Source organism: Prosthecobacter sp., assembly GCF_049294395.1.
In the GTDB taxonomy this organism is placed as follows: Bacteria; Verrucomicrobiota; Verrucomicrobiia; order Verrucomicrobiales; family Verrucomicrobiaceae; genus Prosthecobacter.
Window position 1 is genome coordinate 29,510 of the sequence record NZ_JBAQCR010000360.1, and the last position, 18,803, is coordinate 48,312.

The following is an 18,803-nucleotide window of genomic DNA, read 5'->3' on the forward strand; positions in this document are numbered from 1 at the left end:
TGAGGGGTAACAATGCGACGCTTCTTGATGTCCTCCAGAGTATTTTCGGGAGGTACTATTTCAAAAGGCCTTCCCGTTCGAGCACCTGTCGGATTTGCTCAAAACACGCCTGTATATTTCCAGAAGGAAAGGAAATGTGAGTTAAACCGATAATATTGCTGAATTCAGCACATCCTTCCTCCTTCAGGATTATAGCCCTACTGAAACCGAGACGTCCCTGAAATAATCCCAGCTCATGAACTACATTCATTCGCGGATGCTTCGTAAGATCGCTCAGCTCATCTTCCGCTGTCAAAATAAGAAAGGCGAAACATGCCTCGTCGAGCATGGATTCAAGTCTTGCAACTGTCGTGGTTCCTGCGGGTGAAACCCGATTGAATTCATCGTACGGCAAATGAAGTCGATCTTGAATGAAGTCCTTTAATTGTCTCCATAGTTGTGATCTGCCGTGGCCTATGAAAACCGTGGTTCCTGTCTTCGCTTTTGTCTCAGTCATAGATTGAACTCTATCAAGATGTGAGGCCGCGTTTGCTGCAAGCCTTCGCAAATGGCGATTAGCATTGAGAATCGCTACAATTCGGAATGCCTCGCTTAGTATATGCATATGAGGTGGTATTCGCTGTCCCTGTGAAACAGCCGAAGAGTCGCGCGTAAAAAATGATTTTGGTCGCCGCAACTCAATAAAGGTCGTCTTGGAGGGCAGGCTCTTGCCCTCAACCTCAGTTCGAATTCCATCAAGAAACCGATCTGTATTGCTCTGGGCATAAACTGAAAGGCAAGAAATGATGGCGGATCTTGAATCGGCAAATGAGTCACACGTCGATTCAACACTGAGATTCAATGCATCCCGATCTTCAATCTCCGCATTTTCGTACATTAAGAGCTTCAATTCATGAGGGTCATATAATAGCCAGCCATCTTGAACGCCATGTACAAGCCCCCATTCAGAGTCAAATGACGCTCCAGGAGGCGGTTGTTTGATCCCCTTATAGTAAATGGTTGAATGGTCACCCATCCACGATCCGGAAAAGGCGCGGTCTGCATCGTTGCCAACTTTTTTGAGCCGCTCCCCCGCCTCCTCAAGCTTCTTCAATTTCGGTGAATCAATGGTGGCGTCCAGTTTTCTGACGATATCGATCAATTCTTCTCTTACTACTGTAGCATTTGACGGCATTGGAACGAGATGGGCGGCGTGCTTGATGAAGCCTATCGGCAATGAATCGAATGGCAAGTTGCGAGTAAATTCTTCAATTGTCCTCGACAGCTTGCCTCGATTTTATTCCGCACTTCGTCACTTCTTCACAAACTCCACCTTCCCGTTTTTCATCGTGGCGGTGATGTGGTCGCCGTCTTTGAAGCCGCCTTCGAGGACCGCCAGTGACAGCGGATCGAGGAGGTGTTTTTGGATGGCGCGTTTGAGGGGGCGGGCACCGAAGACGGGATCGAAGCCGGCGTCGGCGAGGTAGCGGGTGGTGTCGTCGGTGACGGTGAGGTGGATGTTCTGCTTGGCGAGGCGGTCGATGACGCGCTGGAGCTGGATCTTGACGATCTGGTCGAGCTGAGCGGCGTCGAGGCGGTCGAAGATGACGATCTCGTCGATGCGGTTGAGGAACTCGGGGCGGAAGAACTGCTTGAGGCTGTCGCGGACGAGGGCATCGCGCTGCTCAGGATTGCTGACGTCCTGGATGGCGTTGCTGCCGATGTTGCTGGTCATGATGAGGACCGTGTTTTTGAAATCGACCGTACGGCCCTGGCCGTCGGTGATGCGGCCGTCGTCGAGGACTTGAAGCAGGACGTTGAAGACATCGGGGTGGGCTTTTTCGACTTCATCGAAGAGCACGACGCTGTAGGGGCGGCGGCGGACGGTTTCGCTGAGCTGGCCGCCTTCTTCGTAACCGACGTAGCCGGGAGGCGCGCCGATGAGGCGGCTGACGCTGTGCTTCTCCATGTATTCGCTCATGTCGATGCGGGTCATGGCGCTGTCGTCGTCGAAGAGGAATTCGGCGAGGGCTTTGCAGAGCTCGGTCTTGCCGACGCCGGTGGGGCCGAGGAAGAGGAAGCTGCCGATGGGGCGGTTCTCATCCTGAATGCCGGCACGCGCACGGCGCACGGCATTGCTGACGGCGGTGATGGCGTCCTTCTGGCCGATGACGCGCTGGCTGAGGCGCTCCTCCATTTTCACGAGCTTGGAGCGCTCGCCTTCCTGGAGGCGTGAGACGGGGATGCCGGTCCAATTGGCAACGACGCGGGCGATGTCGTCCTCGGTGACTTCTTCACGCAGCAAGGAGTGAGCTGAGCGCGGCTGCGAGGCTTCGACGGGGGCGGCGCTGAGCTTCTTTTCGAGATCGGGAATGAGGCCGTATTGAATCTCACCGGCGCGACCGAAGTCGCCACGGCGCTGGGCTTGTTCCAGCTCGGTGCGCAGGCGGTCGATCTCCTCCTTCACCTTGCGGCCGGCATCGACGGATTCCTTTTCCTTCATCCACTGGGCTTTGAGGGCGGAGGAGTTTTCTTTGAGATCGGCGATCTCCTTGTCGAGTTTTTCGAGGCGGGCCTTGGATGCGGCGTCTTTTTCCTTTTTCAGCGCCTGGCGCTCCATCTCGCCCTGCATGACCTGACGTTCGATGACGTCGATCTCGGTGGGCATGGAGTCGAGCTCGATCTTGATGCGGCTGGCGGCTTCGTCCACGAGGTCGATGGCCTTGTCTGGCAGGAAGCGATCAGTGATGTAGCGATTGCTCAGGGTGGCGGCGGCGATGATGGCACCGTCTTGAATGCGCACGCCGTGGTGGACTTCATAGCGCTCCTTCAAACCGCGCAGGATGGCGATGGTGTCTTCCACGCTGGGTTCGCCGACTTTCACCGGCTGGAAGCGACGCTCCAGGGCGGGGTCTTTCTCGATGTATTTGCGGTATTCGTCGAGGGTGGTCGCGCCGATGCAGCGCAGTTCACCACGGGCGAGCTGGGGCTTGAGCAGATTGCCCGCATCCATGGCACCTTCGCCTTTGCCGGCGCCGACGATGGTGTGGAGCTCATCAATGAAGAGGATGATCTCGCCTTCGCTGGAGGTGACTTCTTTGAGGAAGGCTTTGAGGCGCTCCTCGAATTCGCCACGGAACTTCGCCCCGGCCATCATGCCGCCGAGGTCCATGCTGATGAGTCGTTTGCCCTTGAGGGAATCGGGCACGTCACCCGCGACGATGCGGCGTGCGAGGCCTTCGGCGATGGCGGTCTTGCCGACGCCGGGCTCACCGATGAGCACGGGGTTGTTCTTGGTGCGGCGGCTGAGCACCTGCATGACGCGGCGGATTTCTTCATCGCGGCCGATCACGGGATCAATCTTGCCCTGCTTGGCACGGGCGGTGAGATCGGTGCCGTATTTTTCGAGGGTTTGGTATTTGCCTTCGGGGTCCTGATCCACCACGCGCTGGCTGCCGCGCACGGCGGTGAGGGCTTTGGAAACGGTGTCGTAGGTGAGGCCGGCCTGCTTGAGAAGATCGGACAGCTCAGTTTTCGTTTTGAAGAGGGCGAGGATGACGTGCTCGACGCTGAGGTATTCATCCTTGAGCTTTTTCTGCTCGTCCTCGGCCTTGGTCATGAGCTCGCGCATCTCATTGGAGAGATGCAGGCCGCTGGTGCCGCCGCTGACTTTGGGCTGGCGGGCGAGGAGGGCTTCGATGCCAGGCTGCAAATTTTGGGCGGCGGCCGGGTTCACCGCCGCTTTTGAAAACAGGGGCGTGGCGATGCCACCCTCCTGCTCAAGCAAGGCGAGGATGAGGTGACTCGGCTTCAACTCCTGATGCCCATGGCGCGTGGCGATGGACTGTGAGGCATTGAAGGCTTCCTGGAGCTTAACGGTGAATTTTTCGGGAGACATGGTGGGTGGGAGAATGGTTGTTTCTCGGACTTTCTTGCTGGAAGCATGCCACAGGCATGGCATGGGCTGCTACGCCTGATTTGTCTAGGTTAGGCCACTTTTTAATACGTTTCCCGGTCCCCTTTTGAGTGCATCACTGGCACAATGAAAGGTCGAAGTGGCACAGGTGTGCAGCCCAGTTTGGCTGCTTATTTGTCCCGCCCTGGCATCTCCGTGCTCGCGCCGCTGCCGATGGTTTCTTCTTCGTTCATTTGGAGGTCATAGCCCGCCACCTCCACTTCTCCATGGCGCACTTTCTTCTTGGACATGGCGACGGAGATCCACTTGAATTCGATGTTGTTGTCGAGCAGCACCTTGAGAACCATGGTGAGAGGCACGGCCAGGAACATGCCCAGCGGGCCCCAGAGCCAGCCCCAAAAGATGACGGAGAGAATGACCACCAGCGGCGAGATGCCGAAGCGATTGCCGAGCATGGTGGGCTGCACGAAGTTATCGAGGAAGAAATTGATGCCGCCGTAGCCGATGCCGACGAAGACGGCGGTGCCGGGGCCGTGCTGCACCAGTGCCTCCACAATGGCGGGCACGCAGGCGGCGGTGCTGCCCACGGCGGGGATGTAGTTGAACAAGAACGCCAGCAGGGCCCAGAGAAGCGGGTAGTGGAGATCGAAGAACCAGCACCAGAAGCCTGCGAGCAGGCCGGTGAGTGCGCTGATGAGTGTTTTGACGCCGAGGTACTTCTGGATGTCGTCCGCGCTGCGCATGAGGCCGGTGAGATCCGGGCCGCCGGAGAGTTGCACGGCTTGCAGACGGCTCTGGGTGCCATGGGCCTCCATGAGGATGAACATCATGACGATGATGATCATGATGAGGCTGGCGAGGAAAGTGGCCAGGGTGCCGAAGGTGGTGCCCAGCAACCCGGTGAGGTTTCCCATCACATCCTGCTTGGTGGCGTAGCCGATGAGGGTGTTCCAGTCGAAGACACCGCCCAGCATTGTCTTGGCGTCAGCCACGCCCTTGAGTTCGAGCCAGGCTCCGAGGTCATTCGAATACTTCTCCAAGCCGCGCAGATAATGCGGCAGATCTCTCCAGAAGCTGATGAGCAAGCGCACGCCTACCGTGACCATGCCCGCAAGGAAGCCGAGATTCATCAGCATGGTGATGCCCAAGGCGAGGCCCGCGGGGACTTTGTGTCTGCGGAGCCAGCGCACCATCGGGTAGCTGAGCACCGCGAGGAAGAAGGCGTAAACGATGGGCACCAGCACATTGGCGGCGACCTTCAGGCCGGTGAGAACGACAAACAGGCATGCCAGCGTCACAACCGCCTGCGAGCCTTTGCGGCCCCAATCCACCGTCTGATCATGATCCTGAAACAACGACATGAGCTGCCATGCCGCAAAATACCTGCTGGCTCAAGAATTTTCCATGAAGTATAAAGCGATCCATGATCTCCACATTTCGCAGACTCATAAATACAAACCGCATTTCCGTCTTTGGAGAGGACCGGCGAGGCAACGGCCCAAGCATCAACCCGCGCATCATCCTGGGGCTGCTCATCATCGTTGGTTCATTGCTTTACCACTGGATCGCCACCACCTCTTATCAAAATGAGTTCACTGGCAGGAAGCAAGCACTCGCGCTGGCCACGCCGCAGGAGGAGATCGCCCTGGGGCTGCAATCAGCGCCGCAGATGATCCGGGAAAGCGGCGGGCTCTCGCGTGATGCCAAGGGCCGGGCGCTGGTGGACCGGGTGGGCGCGCGCTTGATCGCCTCCACCGCAGCGAGGGAGACCTCGTATCAGTTTAAGTTTCATCTGCTGGCCGACACCGAAACAGTGAACGCGTTTGCGCTGCCCGGCGGGCAGATTTTCATCACCGAGGCGTTGTTTCGCCGACTGAAGTCTGAAGACCAACTCGCGGGTGTGCTGGGGCATGAGATGGGGCACGTGGTGGGCCGCCATTCGAACGAGCAGATGGCGAATTCCCAGCTCTGGAGCGGTCTGGCGCAGGGGCTTGGCGTGCTGCTTTCCGACGGGCACAACAACTCGGGGGCGCAGATTGCCAACATGGTGGCGCAATGGCGCGTGATGAAGTTCAGCCGGGATGACGAATCGGAATCCGATGCGCTCGGCGTGCGGTTCATGATGCAGGCGGGCTACAATCCGGAAGCGCTGATTGGCGTGATGGAAATCCTGGCCCAAGTCAGCGGTGGCGCGAACGGGTCGGATTTTATGAGCTCGCATCCGAGTCCTGCAAATCGGATGGAACGTATTCGCGAGGCCATTGCGAAGGAGCGGGCGGCGGCTCGGTGAGGATTGGTGGTGTTTGCTTGATGGGAAGGGACGCTCGAGAGCGGCGCTGAAGCGCCGCAGTCCGGGGACGCTGTCGCGTTATATCAAGGAGCCAGACCCAGCGGGCGGTTTTCGGTGCCTTTGATTTTTAGCAGGGTGTCGCCCAGTTCCTTGCGGGTGGGTTCGGCGAGCTTTTGGAGGCGTTCCACGATCTCGGGGTGATCTTTTGCGACGTCATGCGTCTCACCGGGATCGTCAGTGAGATTGTAGAGTGACAGGCCGATGTTTTCGACGCGGTAGCCGTGGCGGGAGGCAATGCCGGCGATGCCGCTCTGGGTGATCGCCTTGGGTTTCATCTGGCCAAAGCGCGCTGGTTTGCCATCGCGGCCCGGTTCGCCATCCACGGTGATGTAGGGGTGTGGGAAGTGCAGTTTCCACGGGCCGCTGCGGAGGGCCTGGAGTTCATCGCCGCCGTAGAAGGCCAGCGCTTCATGCGGGGACTTGGCGCCTGGTTTTCCTTCCAGCAGAGGGAGGATGTTTTGGCCGTCGATTTTGCGCTCGGAGAGTTTTCCGCCGATCAAGGTGGCGATGGTTGGCAGCAGGTCGATTTCCATCACCGGTTCATCGCAAACCTGAGCGGCGGGAACATGGCCGGGCCAGCGGGCGATGAAGGGGCTGCGCACGCCGCCCTCGAAGGTAGTGAGCTTGCCTTCTCGCAGAGGCTTGGCGTTGCCGGCGTGATTGCCGTAGCTGAGGAAAGGGCCGTTGTCGGAGAAGAGGATGACTAGGGTGTTTTGATCGATGCCGCAACGCTTGAGGGTGTCGAAGATTTGGCCCACGGACTCGTCGAGCTCCTGCACCACGTCGCCGTAGAGTCCGGCGCTGGATTTACCGCGAAAGGCAGGGGAGGCAAAGATGGGGACGTGTGGCATCACGTGGGGGACGTAGAGAAAGAAGGGCTGGTCTTTGTGGCGCTCGATGAAGCTTGTTGCTTTCTCCGTGAAGCGGTGGGTGAACTGGCTTTGATCGGGGTCGGTTTCGATGACCTTCAATCCATCGTAGAAGGGCAGGGGCGGCATTTCCTGCGCCAGGGAGGGGTGGTATTTGCTGTTGTCGTTAGAGTAGGGAATGCCGAGGAATTCATCGAAGCCGTTGTGCAGGGGATTGAACAGCAGGTCGGTGCCGAGGTGCCATTTGCCGAAGGCGGCGGTGGCGTAGCCGCGTGCCTTGCACATCTCCGGCAGCAGGAATTCGTCGGGATGGATGCCCTCCTTGCTCGTGTGATTCAAGGCACCCTGCATGCCGACGCGGTTGGCGTAGCAGCCGGTCATCAGCGCCGCGCGTGAGGCGCTGCACACAGCCTGAGCCACGTAGAAGCTGGTGAACTTCATCCCCTCCGATGCCATGCTGTCCATGTGCGGCGTTTTGATCTTCTCCGCGCCAAAGCAGCCGAGATCGGCGTAGCCCAGATCATCAACCAGAATGAGCACCACATTCGGTGGGCGTTGATCGGCGGCGGAAAGAGTGAGGGAGGTGAGGAGAAGGGCGAGCAGCAGACGCATGAGGGCATCGTGGCAAACGCGGGCTGATGTGGCGAGTTTTTTTGCAGCCAAATGCCGCAGTGCTTGCCAGTGCGCGCATTTCCTGACTACTATTCTGCAATGATCTGGCGTGTGGCGGCAGTGTTGGCGGTGATTTTCTGGGCGGTGATGTCCGGACTGCTGGTGCGTGACATCTATTTCCCCGAGGCCTCACGCTTTGCCATCGTGCCTCCGCGCATGGTGATGGATTTGTTTTTGCGGCAGTCGGAATCCTTTGGTTGCACCCTGCATCTCTACCATCAGCGCGAAAAAATCGGGCATGCGAATCTGCAGGTGAACCGCCGCACCAAGTCGAATCAGGAGGCCGTGTATGACCTGATCGCCCATGGGGCTGTGGAGCAGGTGGCACCGGAGGACCAGGTGCGCAGCATCATGGCGAGCTGGAGTCTTGGCTGCACGCTGGCCGATGGCGAGCGCTGGCAAAACCTGGCCATCAAAGCCAGCTTCCCGCAGCGAGATGCGAGCATGCGCCTGACCTGGAGCGAAACAGCGCCGGCGCCCGAAGTGCTGGTGAAGCAGGGCGAACGTGTGCTGATGAATTCGCAGGATGTGAAGCTGCTCATGGGCATGGGGGCCGGTCAGGATAGTGCGCTGGCCATGCTCTCACTGCTGGGGGGAGGCATGCCTAAAGCGGGCAAGCAGCCGGATCACAATGACAAGGAGACCACGAAACTGCAGGCGCGTGAGGGGATGATGATGCTCGCAGGCAGGCAGCGGAAGTGCTTTGTGCTGACACTGCCGATCATGGGTATGTACGAGGTCAAAATGATCTTCACCGAGGCTGGTGAGCTTGCGCGCATCGATCTTCCCGACGACTACGTGCTGCTGGAACCCACCATCCACGGACTGCAGGATGCCGTGCACTGATTCGAACCCTTTTGAAGCATGATCGAGATTGAAGACCTCACGATGAACTATGGCGAGCTGCGGGCGCTGGATGGCTTGAATCTCACCATCAAGCCCGGTGAACTGTTCGCCTTTCTGGGGCCGAACGGTGCTGGCAAGACCACCGCGATGAAGCTGCTCACGGGGCTGATGAAGCCGGACTCAGGGCGTGTGAAGCTGTGCGGCCACGATGTTCAGCTGGAATCCATGCAGGCAAAGTCATTGCTCGGCTATGTGCCGGACGTGGCGGTGTTTTACGAAAAACTCACGTCGACCGAGTTCATGGAGTTCATTGCGGAGCTGTTTGAGATGTATCCGCCCCATGCAGAGGCGCAGACGGATGTGCTGTTCACCAAATTTGCCCTGCATGAGTACGCAAGGCAGCGCATTGAAAACCTCAGCCATGGCACGCGGCAGCGCCTCGCCATCGCCAGCGCGCTGCTGCATGATCCGAAGGTCTTCGTCATTGATGAGCCGATGGTCGGTCTGGACCCCATCCATGCGCGCACGGTGAAACGGGAGATCAAGGAGCGCAGCCAGGCCGGCACCACGGTGCTCATGAGCACGCATCTGCTGAACATCGCCGAAGAGCTGGCCGACCGCATCGGCATCATCCACCACGGCAAGCTCATTGCGCTGGGCACTTTGGAAGAGCTGCGCCGTGATCACGAAAAGCGCGGGCGGCGGCTGGAGGACATCTTCCTGAGCATGGTGGAATGAGGTGAAACCAAGGTGGCAGTTGCCACGTTCCTTTTTCCACATGAAAACCTTGCTCCTTTCCCTCCTCATGACTTCCATGGCTCTCGCTGCTGACACCAACGTTCAAGACATTGCCATCAAGGACATCGACGGCAAAGACACCACGCTCAAGGCGTACGCGGGCAAGGTGCTGCTCATTGTGAATGTGGCCTCCGAGTGCGGCTACACGCCGCAGTATGCCGGACTGCAGGCGCTGCATGAAAAGATGAGCGGCAAAGGCCTGGCTGTGCTGGGCTTTCCCTGCAACGATTTCGGCGGTCAGGAGCCGGGCAGCGAGGCGGAGATCAAAAGCTTCTGCTCCCTGAACTACAAGGTGACGTTTCCGATGTTTGCCAAGGTGGCGATCAAGGGGGATGGCAAGCATCCGCTGTATGCTGCGCTGCAAACCGCTGCTGGTGGTGAAGTTGGCTGGAACTTTGAGAAGTTTCTGGTGAGCAAGGACGGCAAGGTGTTGCAGCGCTTCGGCTCGGATGTGGCACCGGATTCATCGGAGCTGATGGCCGCGATCGAGGCGGCGTTGAAGTAGGAGCAATTTCATGCATCCTTTTTCCGCATCATCCAAGACAGAACCGGACAGGCGCCGATGATTGCGATCTGAATGATTAGAACGATTAACAGAGGTCCTGATCCAAAAATTGAGAACCAGTTGGGCGGATTGAATTTGTCGTAGATGACCCACGGGAATGGCCAGCCAAAATTCCAGACAAGGTGTTTGGGATCCGAGCCGGTGTAGCGAAAGGCCGGCGGGCCATACGCTGGAAAGGCATTGATCACCGCAAAGGCCAAAGCCAGAATGGCGGTGACGAAGCCGTGCGTCTTGGAATGAAACAGGCGCATTATTGATTGGTGAGTTCAATGTTTCGACATCCAATCCGCGAGCTGCCGGCGCTGCACGGGCAGTTTCCGGTGAAAGCTGTCTTCGATGGCGGCGGCGGCCATGCCGGTTTCACCTTCGGGGATGATGCCGAGGATTTCGGCGAGGCGCTGCTCAAAGCGAGTGATAAGGGCGGGCACGGGATCCTTCGCGGCGAGGTAGTCGAGGGCTTTGACGAGGAGTTCGTGGATCTCGGGGATGGGAGAGTCGGTCTCGGCGACGAGGGTGATGAGTTTGACGAGGTAGGTGGCGGCGAGAACGCGGCCGTAACTTTCGCGCAGGCCCAGTCGGGGATTGGTCCAGCGGGCCTCGGCCAGGGTGTGGAGGTCGCTGGATTTGCTGCGGACGAAGCGCAGGTCGGCGGAGACAAACAAGTCCAGCACGCCGTAGAGCGGTGATTTGGGCCGCAGGGAACCTTTGGCGATGGTTTTGAACAGGCCTGCCTCCGGCGAGCACCATTGTACAATGAGGCTGCTCTCCGCATAGCGCGTGCGTCCGATGAGGATGGCCTCGGTTTTTTCCATGATGACAAAAGGCGTTGAACTCGCACGCCAAGCCGCTATCTACGCTGCATGGAAAAGACCAGCAAGACCATCCTCACCGACCTTCAATCCCTCGACACCACGGCTCTCAAGGCAAGGTTGGGGGAGCTCCGGAGGTATCTTTGACGTCCCGAAATTAAAAGACGAACTGGCCATGCTGGAGGACCGCATGGCGGCCCCTGGCTTCTGGGATGACGCGAACGCGGCGCGCAAGCTGATCGACCGCACGAATGTCATCAAAAAGAAAATCGGACCGCTCCAGGATCTGGAAACGCGTGCCGGGGATTTTGACGGGCTGATCGAGCTGGCCAAAGAAGCGGGTGACACAGACACCTGGCATGAGGTGGAGCAGGAGCACAAAAAGCTCAGCGCGGATGTTTCCAGCTTTGAACTGAGCCAGCTGCTCAGCGGGCCGTTTGACAGTGGCAATGCGTTCATCACCATCCATTCCGGTGCTGGTGGTACGGAGGCCTGTGACTGGGCGGACATGCTGATGCGCATGTACCAGCGCTGGTGCCAGCGCCGTGGCTACAAGGTGGAACTCATCGACCATGAAGCGGGGGATGACGTGGGCACGCGCTCCGCCACGCTCGAAATCATTGGTGAAAACGCCTTTGGCTTCCTGCAGACCGAGCGCGGGGTGCACCGCCTCGTACGCATCTCGCCCTTTGATGCGGCGAAGAAGCGCCACACGAGTTTTGCCTCGATCGACGTGACGCCCGATTCCGAAGAGGAGATCGACATTGTCGTGAGGGATGAAGATCTGCGCGTGGACACCTATCGTGCTGGCGGCAAAGGCGGCCAGAACGTGAACAAGGTGGAAACCGCCGTGCGTCTGACGCACATTCCCAGCGGTGTCATTGTGGCCTGTCAGATCGAACGCAGCCAGCCGAAGAACCGCGCCAAAGCGATGGCGATGCTCAAGGCGAAGCTCTACCAGATCGAGGAAGACAAGCGTCAGGCCGAGATCGACCGCCAGTATGGCGAGAAGAGCGACATCGGCTGGGGCAGCCAGATTCGCAGCTACGTCTTCCAGCCCTACCAGATGGTCAAAGACCATCGTACCGGCGAGAAGACCAGCAGCGTACAGGCTGTCATGGACGGTGACCTCGATGCCTTCATGGAGGCCAAGCTGCGTGGCCGGAAGGCCGGGGACAACGACAAGGACGACGACGTCTAACCAGAGTTGACGGTGGTTTACAGTGGTTGACGATGGTTTACTGTTGTTGGTCAGGGGCTCGTTGTTTGGCTTGCTGCAAACAACGGTCAACTACCGTCAACAATCGTAAACCACCGTCAACTTTCCCCCATGAAGCCTGTTTTCGAGAAAGTCCCCAAGCGTCAGTGGGAGTCGTTCCACTGTGAGACGGTGCGTGCGCTGGACTATGGGACGCGCTGGCATTTTCATCCGGAGTATCAGCTGACGCTGGCGATCGAGAGCCGCGGGCATCGGGTGGTGGGGGACAACATCAGCGCGCTCACTGACGGAGACATCGTGCTGATTGGCTCCAATCTGCCCCATGTGTGGCATCAGGACGTGAACGCGAAGGCACGGCGGGTGAATGCCATCATCGTGCGGTTCGACGAGGATTTTCTTGGGCGCGATTTCATGGCGCTGCCGGAGATGGAGCCGGTGAAGCGGCTGCTGCAGCGTGCGGCGCGCGGCCTGGAGGTGCGTGGTGCTGCACGTGCGGTGGTGACGGAGCACATGAAACGTCTCGCGGGCAGCGAGGGGCTGGCGCGGGTGATCGAACTGCTGGCCATCCTCAATGCGCTGGCCGGTTCAGAAGATTTGAAGGCGCTGGCCAGCTCCAACTTCGAGCCCAAGCTCGAATCTGCCGACCAGGGGCGGATGGAGCGTGTGATCGACTTCATTCACACGCATCTGACGGAGGAAATCGACCGTGAGCGTCTGGCGAAGCTGGCGCACCTGAGTCTGGGGGCCTTCAGCCGCTTCTTCCACTCGCGCACGGGCAAGACGGTGCCGCAGTATGTGAACGAGGTGCGCATCGGACGTGCCTGCGGCATGCTGGCGGAAGATGTGTCAAACATCACGGACATCGCCATGGACTGCGGCTACCGCAACCTGGCGAACTTCAACCGCCGCTTCCGCGAGGTGATGGGGACGACCCCGAGCGCCTACCGGCAAAAATTCCGCGGCATGGCGGGGAAGTGACTCCCGCGCCACTTGCGCCCCCTTTCATCCGGTGAGATAAGCTGTACATGAGTCAGATGCTTGAACCGGATCTTTCCGTGGTGGACCTCCGCTCCTACTTCGTGCGGAAGCGCAATGCGCTGCTGGTACGGGGGCGCTTCAGTCCGCTCTATCTCGATTACTACCTGCACCTGATGCAGTACGGCCTGCAGAATGCGGAGTCGCTGGATCAAATGCTGAAGGACGCGCTGGCTGCGCTGGCACTGCATCTCTGCTCGCGTCCGCAGGATGAAAGCTGTGCGTGGACCATCCACGTCAAAGAGCCGCAGCGTGCGAACGTGTTTGTCACCGGCAGCTCACGCCCTGGCCGTGTGGCGGGCCGGGTTTTCACCGAGGACGTGCGTCAGGAGGGCGAGGCGATGTTCATCTCCCAGACGACGCGCCCGGATCAGGCGCCGCGTCAGAGCATGATCGAGTTTCATGGCGATGACATGCTGAAGGCGGTGGAGACGTTTTACACCACCAGCGAGCAGCGACTCACACGCTTTTTCCGGCTGGAGGATGAAGAATTCGTGCAAATCTCCGCCGAGCCGGACTGCGATGAGCAATGGCTGTCCGAACTCACGCTGGAGCAGGTGCTCGCCATTGAAACAAACGAGCACCTGACCCTGCTGGAAACTCGCGGCTACGTGTTTGAATGCGGCTGCTCCGTGGAGCGCCTGATGCCCATCATCATGCGCCTGCCGCAGGATGACCTGGACCACATTTTTGCCGACGGCGTGGCGCAGATTCACTGCCCGCGCTGCGGTGCGGTTTTTCGCACTCCGAAGGAGAGCTTTGAGCAGTGGCGGTCCAAGCAGTCCTAATTCAAGCGTCCCGCCCGCAAACGGGACGTTTGCGCCACTCGCATGAAACTCGCCCTCATCCGCCGACAGTTCTCCGCCACCGGAGGCGCGGAGCTGTACGTGCAGCGGCTGCTGGGGGCCTTGACTGCGGCTGGGCATGAGACGCATCTGTTTGCGGAAAAATGGAAGGGGCAGGCGGCGGGCGTGCAGTTTCACGGTGTCCCTGTGGAGGGATCGCGCGCGGAGCGTCCGCGGCGTTTTGCGGAGGCCGTGAACGCCGCTTTGCAGCACGAGAGGTTTGACTGTGTGTTCAGTCTGGAGCGCACGCTGAAGCAGGATGTCTATCGCGCAGGAGACGGCTTGCACCGCGTGTGGCTGCAGCGGCGCAAACAGTTCGCACCCTGGTGGAAGCGACCGCTGGTGGGGCTGGGGGCGTTTCATCGCAACATGATGGCGCTTGAGGCGCAAACTTTTGATCCGGCAAACACGCAGCGCATCATCGTGAACTCTGAAATGGTGCGTGGAGAGATCGCGCAGCATTTTCCCTCTTTCCCGCAGGAGCGAGTGCACACGATCCGCAACGGGGTGGATGTGCAGCGTTTCCAGAACGTGTCGAGGTCTGCGGCGCGGAAACGCTTTGGGCTCGCAGAAAATGATTTCGTGCTGGTCTTTGTCGGCTCCGGCTGGGAGCGCAAGGGGCTGCCCTGGCTGCTGAAGTTCATGGCCGGGCGCAGCGATGATCCGCAGCTCAAACTGCTTGTCGTCACACGGGATCGCATGCGCGGCAAGGTTCCGCCGAACGTCATTCTCACCGGACCGCTGAATGATGTGGAAGCTGCTTATGCCGCTGCTGATGTGCTGACCTTCCTGCCCATTTATGAACCCTGCTCGAATGTGGTGAGCGAGGCGCTGGCCAGCGGTATTCCGGTGGTCACAACGAGTTTCAATGGTGCCGGCGAATTGATCGACCCCGGCATCAACGGCCATGTCTTGAATGATCCTGCCGATCTGGCGACGCTGGGCATGTGCATCAACCACTGGCGCGCGCGCGGCAGTGCCGGGCCCGTCAAAACACGGCTGCCGCTCGATTTGGAACTGAATGTGGACTGCACGATTCAAGTGCTCAAATTGGCAGCTCGAAAGCGTGAGTGAACATGAGTACTGAAGATTCAGCGGCTGCGGCGTCGCGCCTTTGTGCGGCGTGTGGGATGTGCTGTGACGGGACGATGTTTCAGATCGTGCGGATGCAGCCGGGGGAGGTGCCTGCGGAACTGGGAAAGCTGGGACTGAAAATCCGCTGCCGTGACGGGGAGTATTACATGGAACAGCCATGCTCCGCGCTGCGGGAGAAACGCTGCACCGTTTATGAGAAGAGGCCCGTGCGGTGCCGTCTGTTCAACTGCCAGCAGTTGGGTCGTGTGGAACGCGGTGAAACCACCGAGGCTGAGGCGACGAATATGATCATCGAGACGCGTGCGCTGGTGGAGAAAGTACGCGGCTTGATCGAACAAAGCGGACTGCGTGAGGATGGGCTGGCGCTGGTGGAGCGCTACGAGCGTGTGGCTTCAACACCGGTCAATCAAGCACTGGAGCCAGAGCTGGTCGCGGTGCGGGAGGAATTGGATGAAGTGATGCGAAAATTGAAGCTGCGATTGAACCGTGAGTTTCGGCTGCCCCCGAATTCTCATTGACGGAATCATTCGACATGCGAAGGTGGCTTGATTAGATAGGTAAGAATAAGATGGATAAGAAACTACTGAGGTTGCTCGGCAGTGAGGATTACATACCCTCCAATGTGCCAGAGCTTCTCTCCCAACTGGGCATGAAGCCCAATCAACAGCAGGTATTGCAAAGCCTGCTCAAAAGCCTGGAGAAACAGGGTAAAATCGTACGCACGAAAGGCAATCGCTACATTGTGGCGAAGGAAGCTGATCTGGTGCCCGGAGTGATTCAGATCACGCGGGGCGGCCGTGGCTTTGTGCAGCCTGATGAGGCGGGTATCACAGAGATTGGAATCTCGGAAAGCAACACGGGCACCGCCATGCATGGCGACCGGGTGCTGGTGCGCCTCGACGTCAGGCCAGGGCAGGCGGACAAAATTGGCAGCGTGGTGCGCGTGCTGGAACGCAAGCGGACACAGTTCGTAGGCACCCTTCAGCGCTCGAAACAGTTCCTGCATGTGACGCCGGATGATCCGCGTCTGCCCGGGGCTATTTATGTCTCGGAGCCGCGCGATGTGGGCCGCAAACCCAACGTTGGCGACAAAGTGGTGGTGGAAATCACCCAGTGGGAATCCAAGCAGACAGCGCCCGAGGGCGAGATCATCGAGGTGCTTGGTCCGCCGGATGAAGAGGGCGTGGACATGCTCTCCGTGCTGCGCCATTATGATTTGCCACTGCACTTTCCGAAGAACGTGCTGCACGAGGCCAACACCATTGCGAAGTCGCGGGCTGACAACCAGCCGAGCGCGCAAGAGTGCGCCGGTCGCGTTGACTGCCGTTCGCACAACGTCATCACCATTGACCCGGATGATGCGAAGGACTTTGACGATGCCATCTGCCTTCAGAAGCAGGGAGATCAGTGGCAGCTGTGGGTGCACATCGCCGATGTGTCGCACTATGTGATGCCGGGCAGTGCGCTGGACATCGAAGCCAGGAAGCGCGGCAACTCGACCTACCTTGTGGATCGTGTGATTCCGATGCTGCCGGAGGCGCTGAGCAATGAGCTGTGCTCGCTCAAGCCGAACGTGGATCGTTTGACGAAGTGCGTGGAGTTCGTGCTGTCCAAAGATGGCCATGTCGTCAGCTCGAAATTCTATGCTGCCGTGATCCGCTCAAAGCGCCGCTTCACCTACAAGGAGGCGTTTGCCGCCATCCAGGTGCCGCCGAACAATGAGACCGAGCAGATGCTGCACGATGCGCATGCTATGGCGCAGAAGGTGCGCCACCTGCGCTTCAAGAACGGCTCGCTGGATCTCGACTTCCCGGAGAACAAGATCCGCCTCGACGAGCACGGCAAGGTGCTGCGCATCGAACGCATTGAGAACGATGTCTCGCATCAGTTGATTGAGGAATACATGCTGCTGGCCAATGAGGCCGTCGCAGGACGCCTCATGGGACTGGACCGGCCCTCTGTGTATCGCGTTCACGAATCGCCCAAGGAAAAGCGGCTCAATGACTATCGCGAAGATGTGCTGAGCCACCGCGTGCCCTGCGGAAATCTCACGCATCGGCCTGAGGTGCAGAAGCTTCTCAGCCGCCTCGACACGCTGCCGATTGGTCCTGCATTGAAGATCGGCTTCCTGCGCTCGATGATGCGTGCGCGTTATGCCGTGGAGCCGCTCGGCCATTACGGTCTCGCCAAGACCAAGTACACCCATTTCACCTCGCCGATTCGTCGCTACGCGGATCTCGTGGTGCACCGCTCCTTGTTCGACAAGGTGGAGCTGCAGGTGGGTGTCGCGAAGCAGATTGCGGATCACATCAGCACGACTGAGAAGAACTCGTCGGATGCGGAACGCGACAGCAAGGAGGTCAAACTCTACGCCTACCTGAAGGCGCAGCTGGTCTCGAAAAAGCCGCAGCCCTATGTCGCGCTCGTCACCGATGTGCGGAACTTTGGCTTCTTCGTGGATGTGCCGGATCTCGGCCTTAGCGGTGGCGTGCCGCTTTCCTCGATCCAGGATGACTTCTATGTTTTTGATCCTGCCACGCGTCAGGTCACGGGGCGTCACACGCGCAAAGTCATCAGCATCGGGGACAACCTCGTCGTGCAGATCTACAAGGTGGACACCATCAAGAAGCAGGTGGATTTCATGCCCGTGCCGCAGCGTGGCAAACCGACGCGTTCCAACGATCCGGAACGTCAGGATCGGCGTGGGCCATCAAGCCGTGATCCCAAGCGGCCTTCTGCACCGCCGCGCAAGCCTGGGCATGGCCACAAGCGTGCGTCGCAGCAGCCGAAGAAGAGACGATAAGGATAAGGGGTATCAACCCAGGCCCACCGCATCGCGCACACGACTGAGAGTCTTGCGCGCGACGGCGCGGGCTTTTTCAGCGCCTTCTGCGAGGACTTTGTCCACGTAGCCTTTGTCGGCGAGGATTTCGTCACGCCGGGCGCGGAAGGGGGCGAAGTAGTCGGTCACGCCTTGCAGGAGGCGCTTTTTGAAATCGCCGTAGCCGACGCCGCCATTGAGGTGGTCGGCGACCATGGCGTCGTAGTCAGCCTGTGACGCCACCAGTTTGTAGAGGGCGAGGATGCTGCTGCCTTCGATGGGTTTGGGGGCTTCGACCGGCGTGGAGTCGGTCTGGATGCCCATGATCTTCTTTTTCAGCGGCCCGGGTTCTTCAAACAGCGGGATGGTGTTGTTGTAGCTCTTGCTCATCTTTTTCCCGTCCAGGCCGGGGACGACCGCAGTCGTTTCCTGAATGCGCGGCTGGGGTAGTTTGAAGAGTCCTGCACCAAAGGTTTCATTCATCTTGATGGCGATGTCGCGGGTGACCTCGACATGCTGCTTCTGATCTCTGCCCACGGGGACGACATCACTGTCATAGATCAGGATGTCCGCCGCCATGAGCACCGGATAGGCAAAGAGGCCGTGTGAAGGGGAGATGCCGTTGGCGATTTTGTCCTTGTAGCTGTGGCAGCGCTCCAGCAGGCCCATGGGAGTGACCGTGCTGAGGATCCATGAGAGCTCGCAGTGCTCCGGCACGTCGCTCTGGCGGAAGAAGACGCATTTGTCCGGATCAAGGCCGCAGGCGAGGAAATCGACGGCGAGCTCTCGGACGTAGCTGCGCAGCGCCTTGCCGTCCTGGACGGAGGTGAGCGAGTGGTAGTCGGCGATGAAGTAGTAGGCGTCGCCTTCATGCTGCAGCTTGAGTGCAGGCTCCATCATGCCAAAGAAATTGCCGATGTGGAGTCTGCCGCTGGGTTGAAGGCCGGAAAGGATGCGCATAAGACCGCTGATATGGCGGTGCGT

Annotated in this window: 17 protein-coding genes; 10 read left to right on the forward strand and 7 right to left on the reverse strand. The window is 59.1% G+C overall.

Going from position 1 to position 18,803, the window contains the following annotated elements; genetic code table 11:
* Positions 1-55 precede the first annotated feature (55 nt).
* The 3 genes from WAW39_RS24125 to WAW39_RS24135 form a co-directional block, all read right to left on the reverse strand.
* Positions 56-1,174: a TIR domain-containing protein gene (locus tag WAW39_RS24125; protein ID WP_422321717.1), complete on the reverse strand. Its 1,119-nt coding sequence runs from the start codon at positions 1,172-1,174 to the stop codon at positions 56-58.
* Between the two features lie 117 nt (positions 1,175-1,291).
* Positions 1,292-3,877 (reverse strand): ATP-dependent chaperone ClpB, encoded by a 2,586-nt coding sequence (gene clpB / locus WAW39_RS24130; RefSeq protein ID WP_422321718.1) that lies wholly within the window; start codon positions 3,875-3,877, stop codon positions 1,292-1,294.
* A gap of 188 nt (positions 3,878-4,065) precedes the next feature.
* Positions 4,066-5,256 (reverse strand): AI-2E family transporter, encoded by a 1,191-nt coding sequence (locus tag WAW39_RS24135; RefSeq protein WP_422321719.1) that lies wholly within the window; start codon positions 5,254-5,256, stop codon positions 4,066-4,068.
* 62 nt (positions 5,257-5,318) lie between these two features.
* Here WAW39_RS24135 and WAW39_RS24140 point away from each other — a divergent pair, with 62 nt between their 5' ends.
* Positions 5,319-6,185 carry a M48 family metalloprotease gene (locus WAW39_RS24140; protein WP_422321720.1) on the forward strand — a complete coding sequence of 289 codons (867 nt, stop codon included), beginning with the start codon at positions 5,319-5,321 and terminating at the stop codon, positions 6,183-6,185.
* Between the two features lie 83 nt (positions 6,186-6,268).
* Here the strand turns inward: WAW39_RS24140 and WAW39_RS24145 are convergent, their stop codons facing one another.
* On the reverse strand, positions 6,269-7,726 hold the full coding sequence (locus WAW39_RS24145; protein WP_422321721.1) for a sulfatase: 1,458 nt from the start codon (positions 7,724-7,726) through the stop codon (positions 6,269-6,271).
* A gap of 99 nt (positions 7,727-7,825) precedes the next feature.
* On the opposite strand from WAW39_RS24145, the gene WAW39_RS24150 reads away from it, so the two are divergent.
* From WAW39_RS24150 to WAW39_RS24160, 3 genes are read left to right on the forward strand one after another with little or no spacing between them, the layout of a single operon-like run.
* Positions 7,826-8,632 carry a hypothetical protein gene (locus WAW39_RS24150; protein ID WP_422321722.1) on the forward strand — a complete coding sequence of 269 codons (807 nt, stop codon included), beginning with the start codon at positions 7,826-7,828 and terminating at the stop codon, positions 8,630-8,632.
* 18 nt (positions 8,633-8,650) lie between these two features.
* The gene (locus WAW39_RS24155; protein ID WP_422321723.1) at positions 8,651-9,370 is read left to right on the forward strand and encodes an ABC transporter ATP-binding protein; all 720 of its coding nucleotides are present in this window, start codon (positions 8,651-8,653) and stop codon (positions 9,368-9,370) included.
* 40 nt (positions 9,371-9,410) lie between these two features.
* Positions 9,411-9,935 carry a glutathione peroxidase gene (locus WAW39_RS24160; protein ID WP_422321724.1) on the forward strand — a complete coding sequence of 175 codons (525 nt, stop codon included), beginning with the start codon at positions 9,411-9,413 and terminating at the stop codon, positions 9,933-9,935.
* 8 nt (positions 9,936-9,943) lie between these two features.
* On the opposite strand, the gene WAW39_RS24165 is transcribed toward WAW39_RS24160, so the two are convergent.
* On the reverse strand, positions 9,944-10,246 hold the full coding sequence (locus WAW39_RS24165) for a hypothetical protein (protein ID WP_422321725.1): 303 nt from the start codon (positions 10,244-10,246) through the stop codon (positions 9,944-9,946).
* Positions 10,247-10,261: 15 nt separating this feature from the next.
* Positions 10,262-10,807 carry a DNA repair protein RecO gene (recO, locus tag WAW39_RS24170; protein WP_422321726.1) on the reverse strand — a complete coding sequence of 182 codons (546 nt, stop codon included), beginning with the start codon at positions 10,805-10,807 and terminating at the stop codon, positions 10,262-10,264.
* Between the two features lie 48 nt (positions 10,808-10,855).
* Between recO and prfB the strand changes: the two genes are divergently transcribed.
* The 6 genes from prfB (at position 10,856) to rnr (ending at position 17,801) form a co-directional block, all read left to right on the forward strand.
* Positions 10,856-12,005 (forward strand): peptide chain release factor 2 gene (gene prfB / locus WAW39_RS24175; protein ID WP_422321727.1). Its coding sequence is split into 2 segments (ribosomal slippage): positions 10,856-10,942 and positions 10,944-12,005, totalling 1,149 coding nucleotides; the frame shifts between segments, so codons are not numbered across the junction.
* 129 nt (positions 12,006-12,134) lie between these two features.
* Positions 12,135-13,001, forward strand: coding sequence for a helix-turn-helix domain-containing protein (locus WAW39_RS24180; RefSeq protein WP_422321728.1), 867 nt, complete (start codon positions 12,135-12,137; stop codon positions 12,999-13,001).
* A 47-nt stretch (positions 13,002-13,048) separates the two neighbouring features.
* On the forward strand, positions 13,049-13,846 hold the full coding sequence (locus WAW39_RS24185; protein ID WP_422321729.1) for an Hsp33 family molecular chaperone HslO: 798 nt from the start codon (positions 13,049-13,051) through the stop codon (positions 13,844-13,846).
* Positions 13,847-13,888: 42 nt separating this feature from the next.
* Entirely contained in the window at positions 13,889-14,977 is a 1,089-nt protein-coding gene (locus WAW39_RS24190) for a glycosyltransferase family 4 protein (protein ID WP_422321730.1), read from the forward strand.
* A gap of 2 nt (positions 14,978-14,979) precedes the next feature.
* Positions 14,980-15,516: a YkgJ family cysteine cluster protein gene (locus WAW39_RS24195; protein WP_422321731.1), complete on the forward strand. Its 537-nt coding sequence runs from the start codon at positions 14,980-14,982 to the stop codon at positions 15,514-15,516.
* A 50-nt stretch (positions 15,517-15,566) separates the two neighbouring features.
* Entirely contained in the window at positions 15,567-17,801 is a 2,235-nt protein-coding gene (gene rnr, locus WAW39_RS24200; protein ID WP_422321732.1) for a ribonuclease R, read from the forward strand.
* 12 nt (positions 17,802-17,813) lie between these two features.
* Here rnr and trpS read toward each other — a convergent pair whose 3' ends face one another.
* A complete protein-coding gene (gene trpS, locus WAW39_RS24205; protein WP_422321733.1) occupies positions 17,814-18,779 on the reverse strand; it encodes a tryptophan--tRNA ligase in 966 nt (321 codons plus the stop codon).
* Positions 18,780-18,803 lie beyond the last annotated feature (24 nt).

What these genes read in the sequence shown, in the direction of transcription:
- WAW39_RS24125 (WP_422321717.1), bottom strand. Translation starts at nt 1,174, where the DNA reads ATGCCGTCAAATGCTACAGTAGTAAGAGAAGAATTGATCGATATCGTC.
- clpB (WP_422321718.1), bottom strand. Translation starts at nt 3,877, where the DNA reads ATGTCTCCCGAAAAATTCACCGTTAAGCTCCAGGAAGCCTTCAATGCC.
- WAW39_RS24135 (WP_422321719.1), bottom strand. Translation starts at nt 5,256, where the DNA reads ATGTCGTTGTTTCAGGATCATGATCAGACGGTGGATTGGGGCCGCAAA.
- WAW39_RS24140 (WP_422321720.1), top strand. Translation starts at nt 5,319, where the DNA reads ATGATCTCCACATTTCGCAGACTCATAAATACAAACCGCATTTCCGTC.
- WAW39_RS24145 (WP_422321721.1), bottom strand. Translation starts at nt 7,726, where the DNA reads ATGCGTCTGCTGCTCGCCCTTCTCCTCACCTCCCTCACTCTTTCCGCC.
- WAW39_RS24150 (WP_422321722.1), top strand. Translation starts at nt 7,826, where the DNA reads ATGATCTGGCGTGTGGCGGCAGTGTTGGCGGTGATTTTCTGGGCGGTG.
- WAW39_RS24155 (WP_422321723.1), top strand. Translation starts at nt 8,651, where the DNA reads ATGATCGAGATTGAAGACCTCACGATGAACTATGGCGAGCTGCGGGCG.
- WAW39_RS24160 (WP_422321724.1), top strand. Translation starts at nt 9,411, where the DNA reads ATGAAAACCTTGCTCCTTTCCCTCCTCATGACTTCCATGGCTCTCGCT.
- WAW39_RS24165 (WP_422321725.1), bottom strand. Translation starts at nt 10,246, where the DNA reads ATGCGCCTGTTTCATTCCAAGACGCACGGCTTCGTCACCGCCATTCTG.
- recO (WP_422321726.1), bottom strand. Translation starts at nt 10,807, where the DNA reads ATGGAAAAAACCGAGGCCATCCTCATCGGACGCACGCGCTATGCGGAG.
- WAW39_RS24180 (WP_422321728.1), top strand. Translation starts at nt 12,135, where the DNA reads ATGAAGCCTGTTTTCGAGAAAGTCCCCAAGCGTCAGTGGGAGTCGTTC.
- WAW39_RS24185 (WP_422321729.1), top strand. Translation starts at nt 13,049, where the DNA reads ATGAGTCAGATGCTTGAACCGGATCTTTCCGTGGTGGACCTCCGCTCC.
- WAW39_RS24190 (WP_422321730.1), top strand. Translation starts at nt 13,889, where the DNA reads ATGAAACTCGCCCTCATCCGCCGACAGTTCTCCGCCACCGGAGGCGCG.
- WAW39_RS24195 (WP_422321731.1), top strand. Translation starts at nt 14,980, where the DNA reads ATGAGTACTGAAGATTCAGCGGCTGCGGCGTCGCGCCTTTGTGCGGCG.
- rnr (WP_422321732.1), top strand. Translation starts at nt 15,567, where the DNA reads ATGGATAAGAAACTACTGAGGTTGCTCGGCAGTGAGGATTACATACCC.
- trpS (WP_422321733.1), bottom strand. Translation starts at nt 18,779, where the DNA reads ATGCGCATCCTTTCCGGCCTTCAACCCAGCGGCAGACTCCACATCGGC.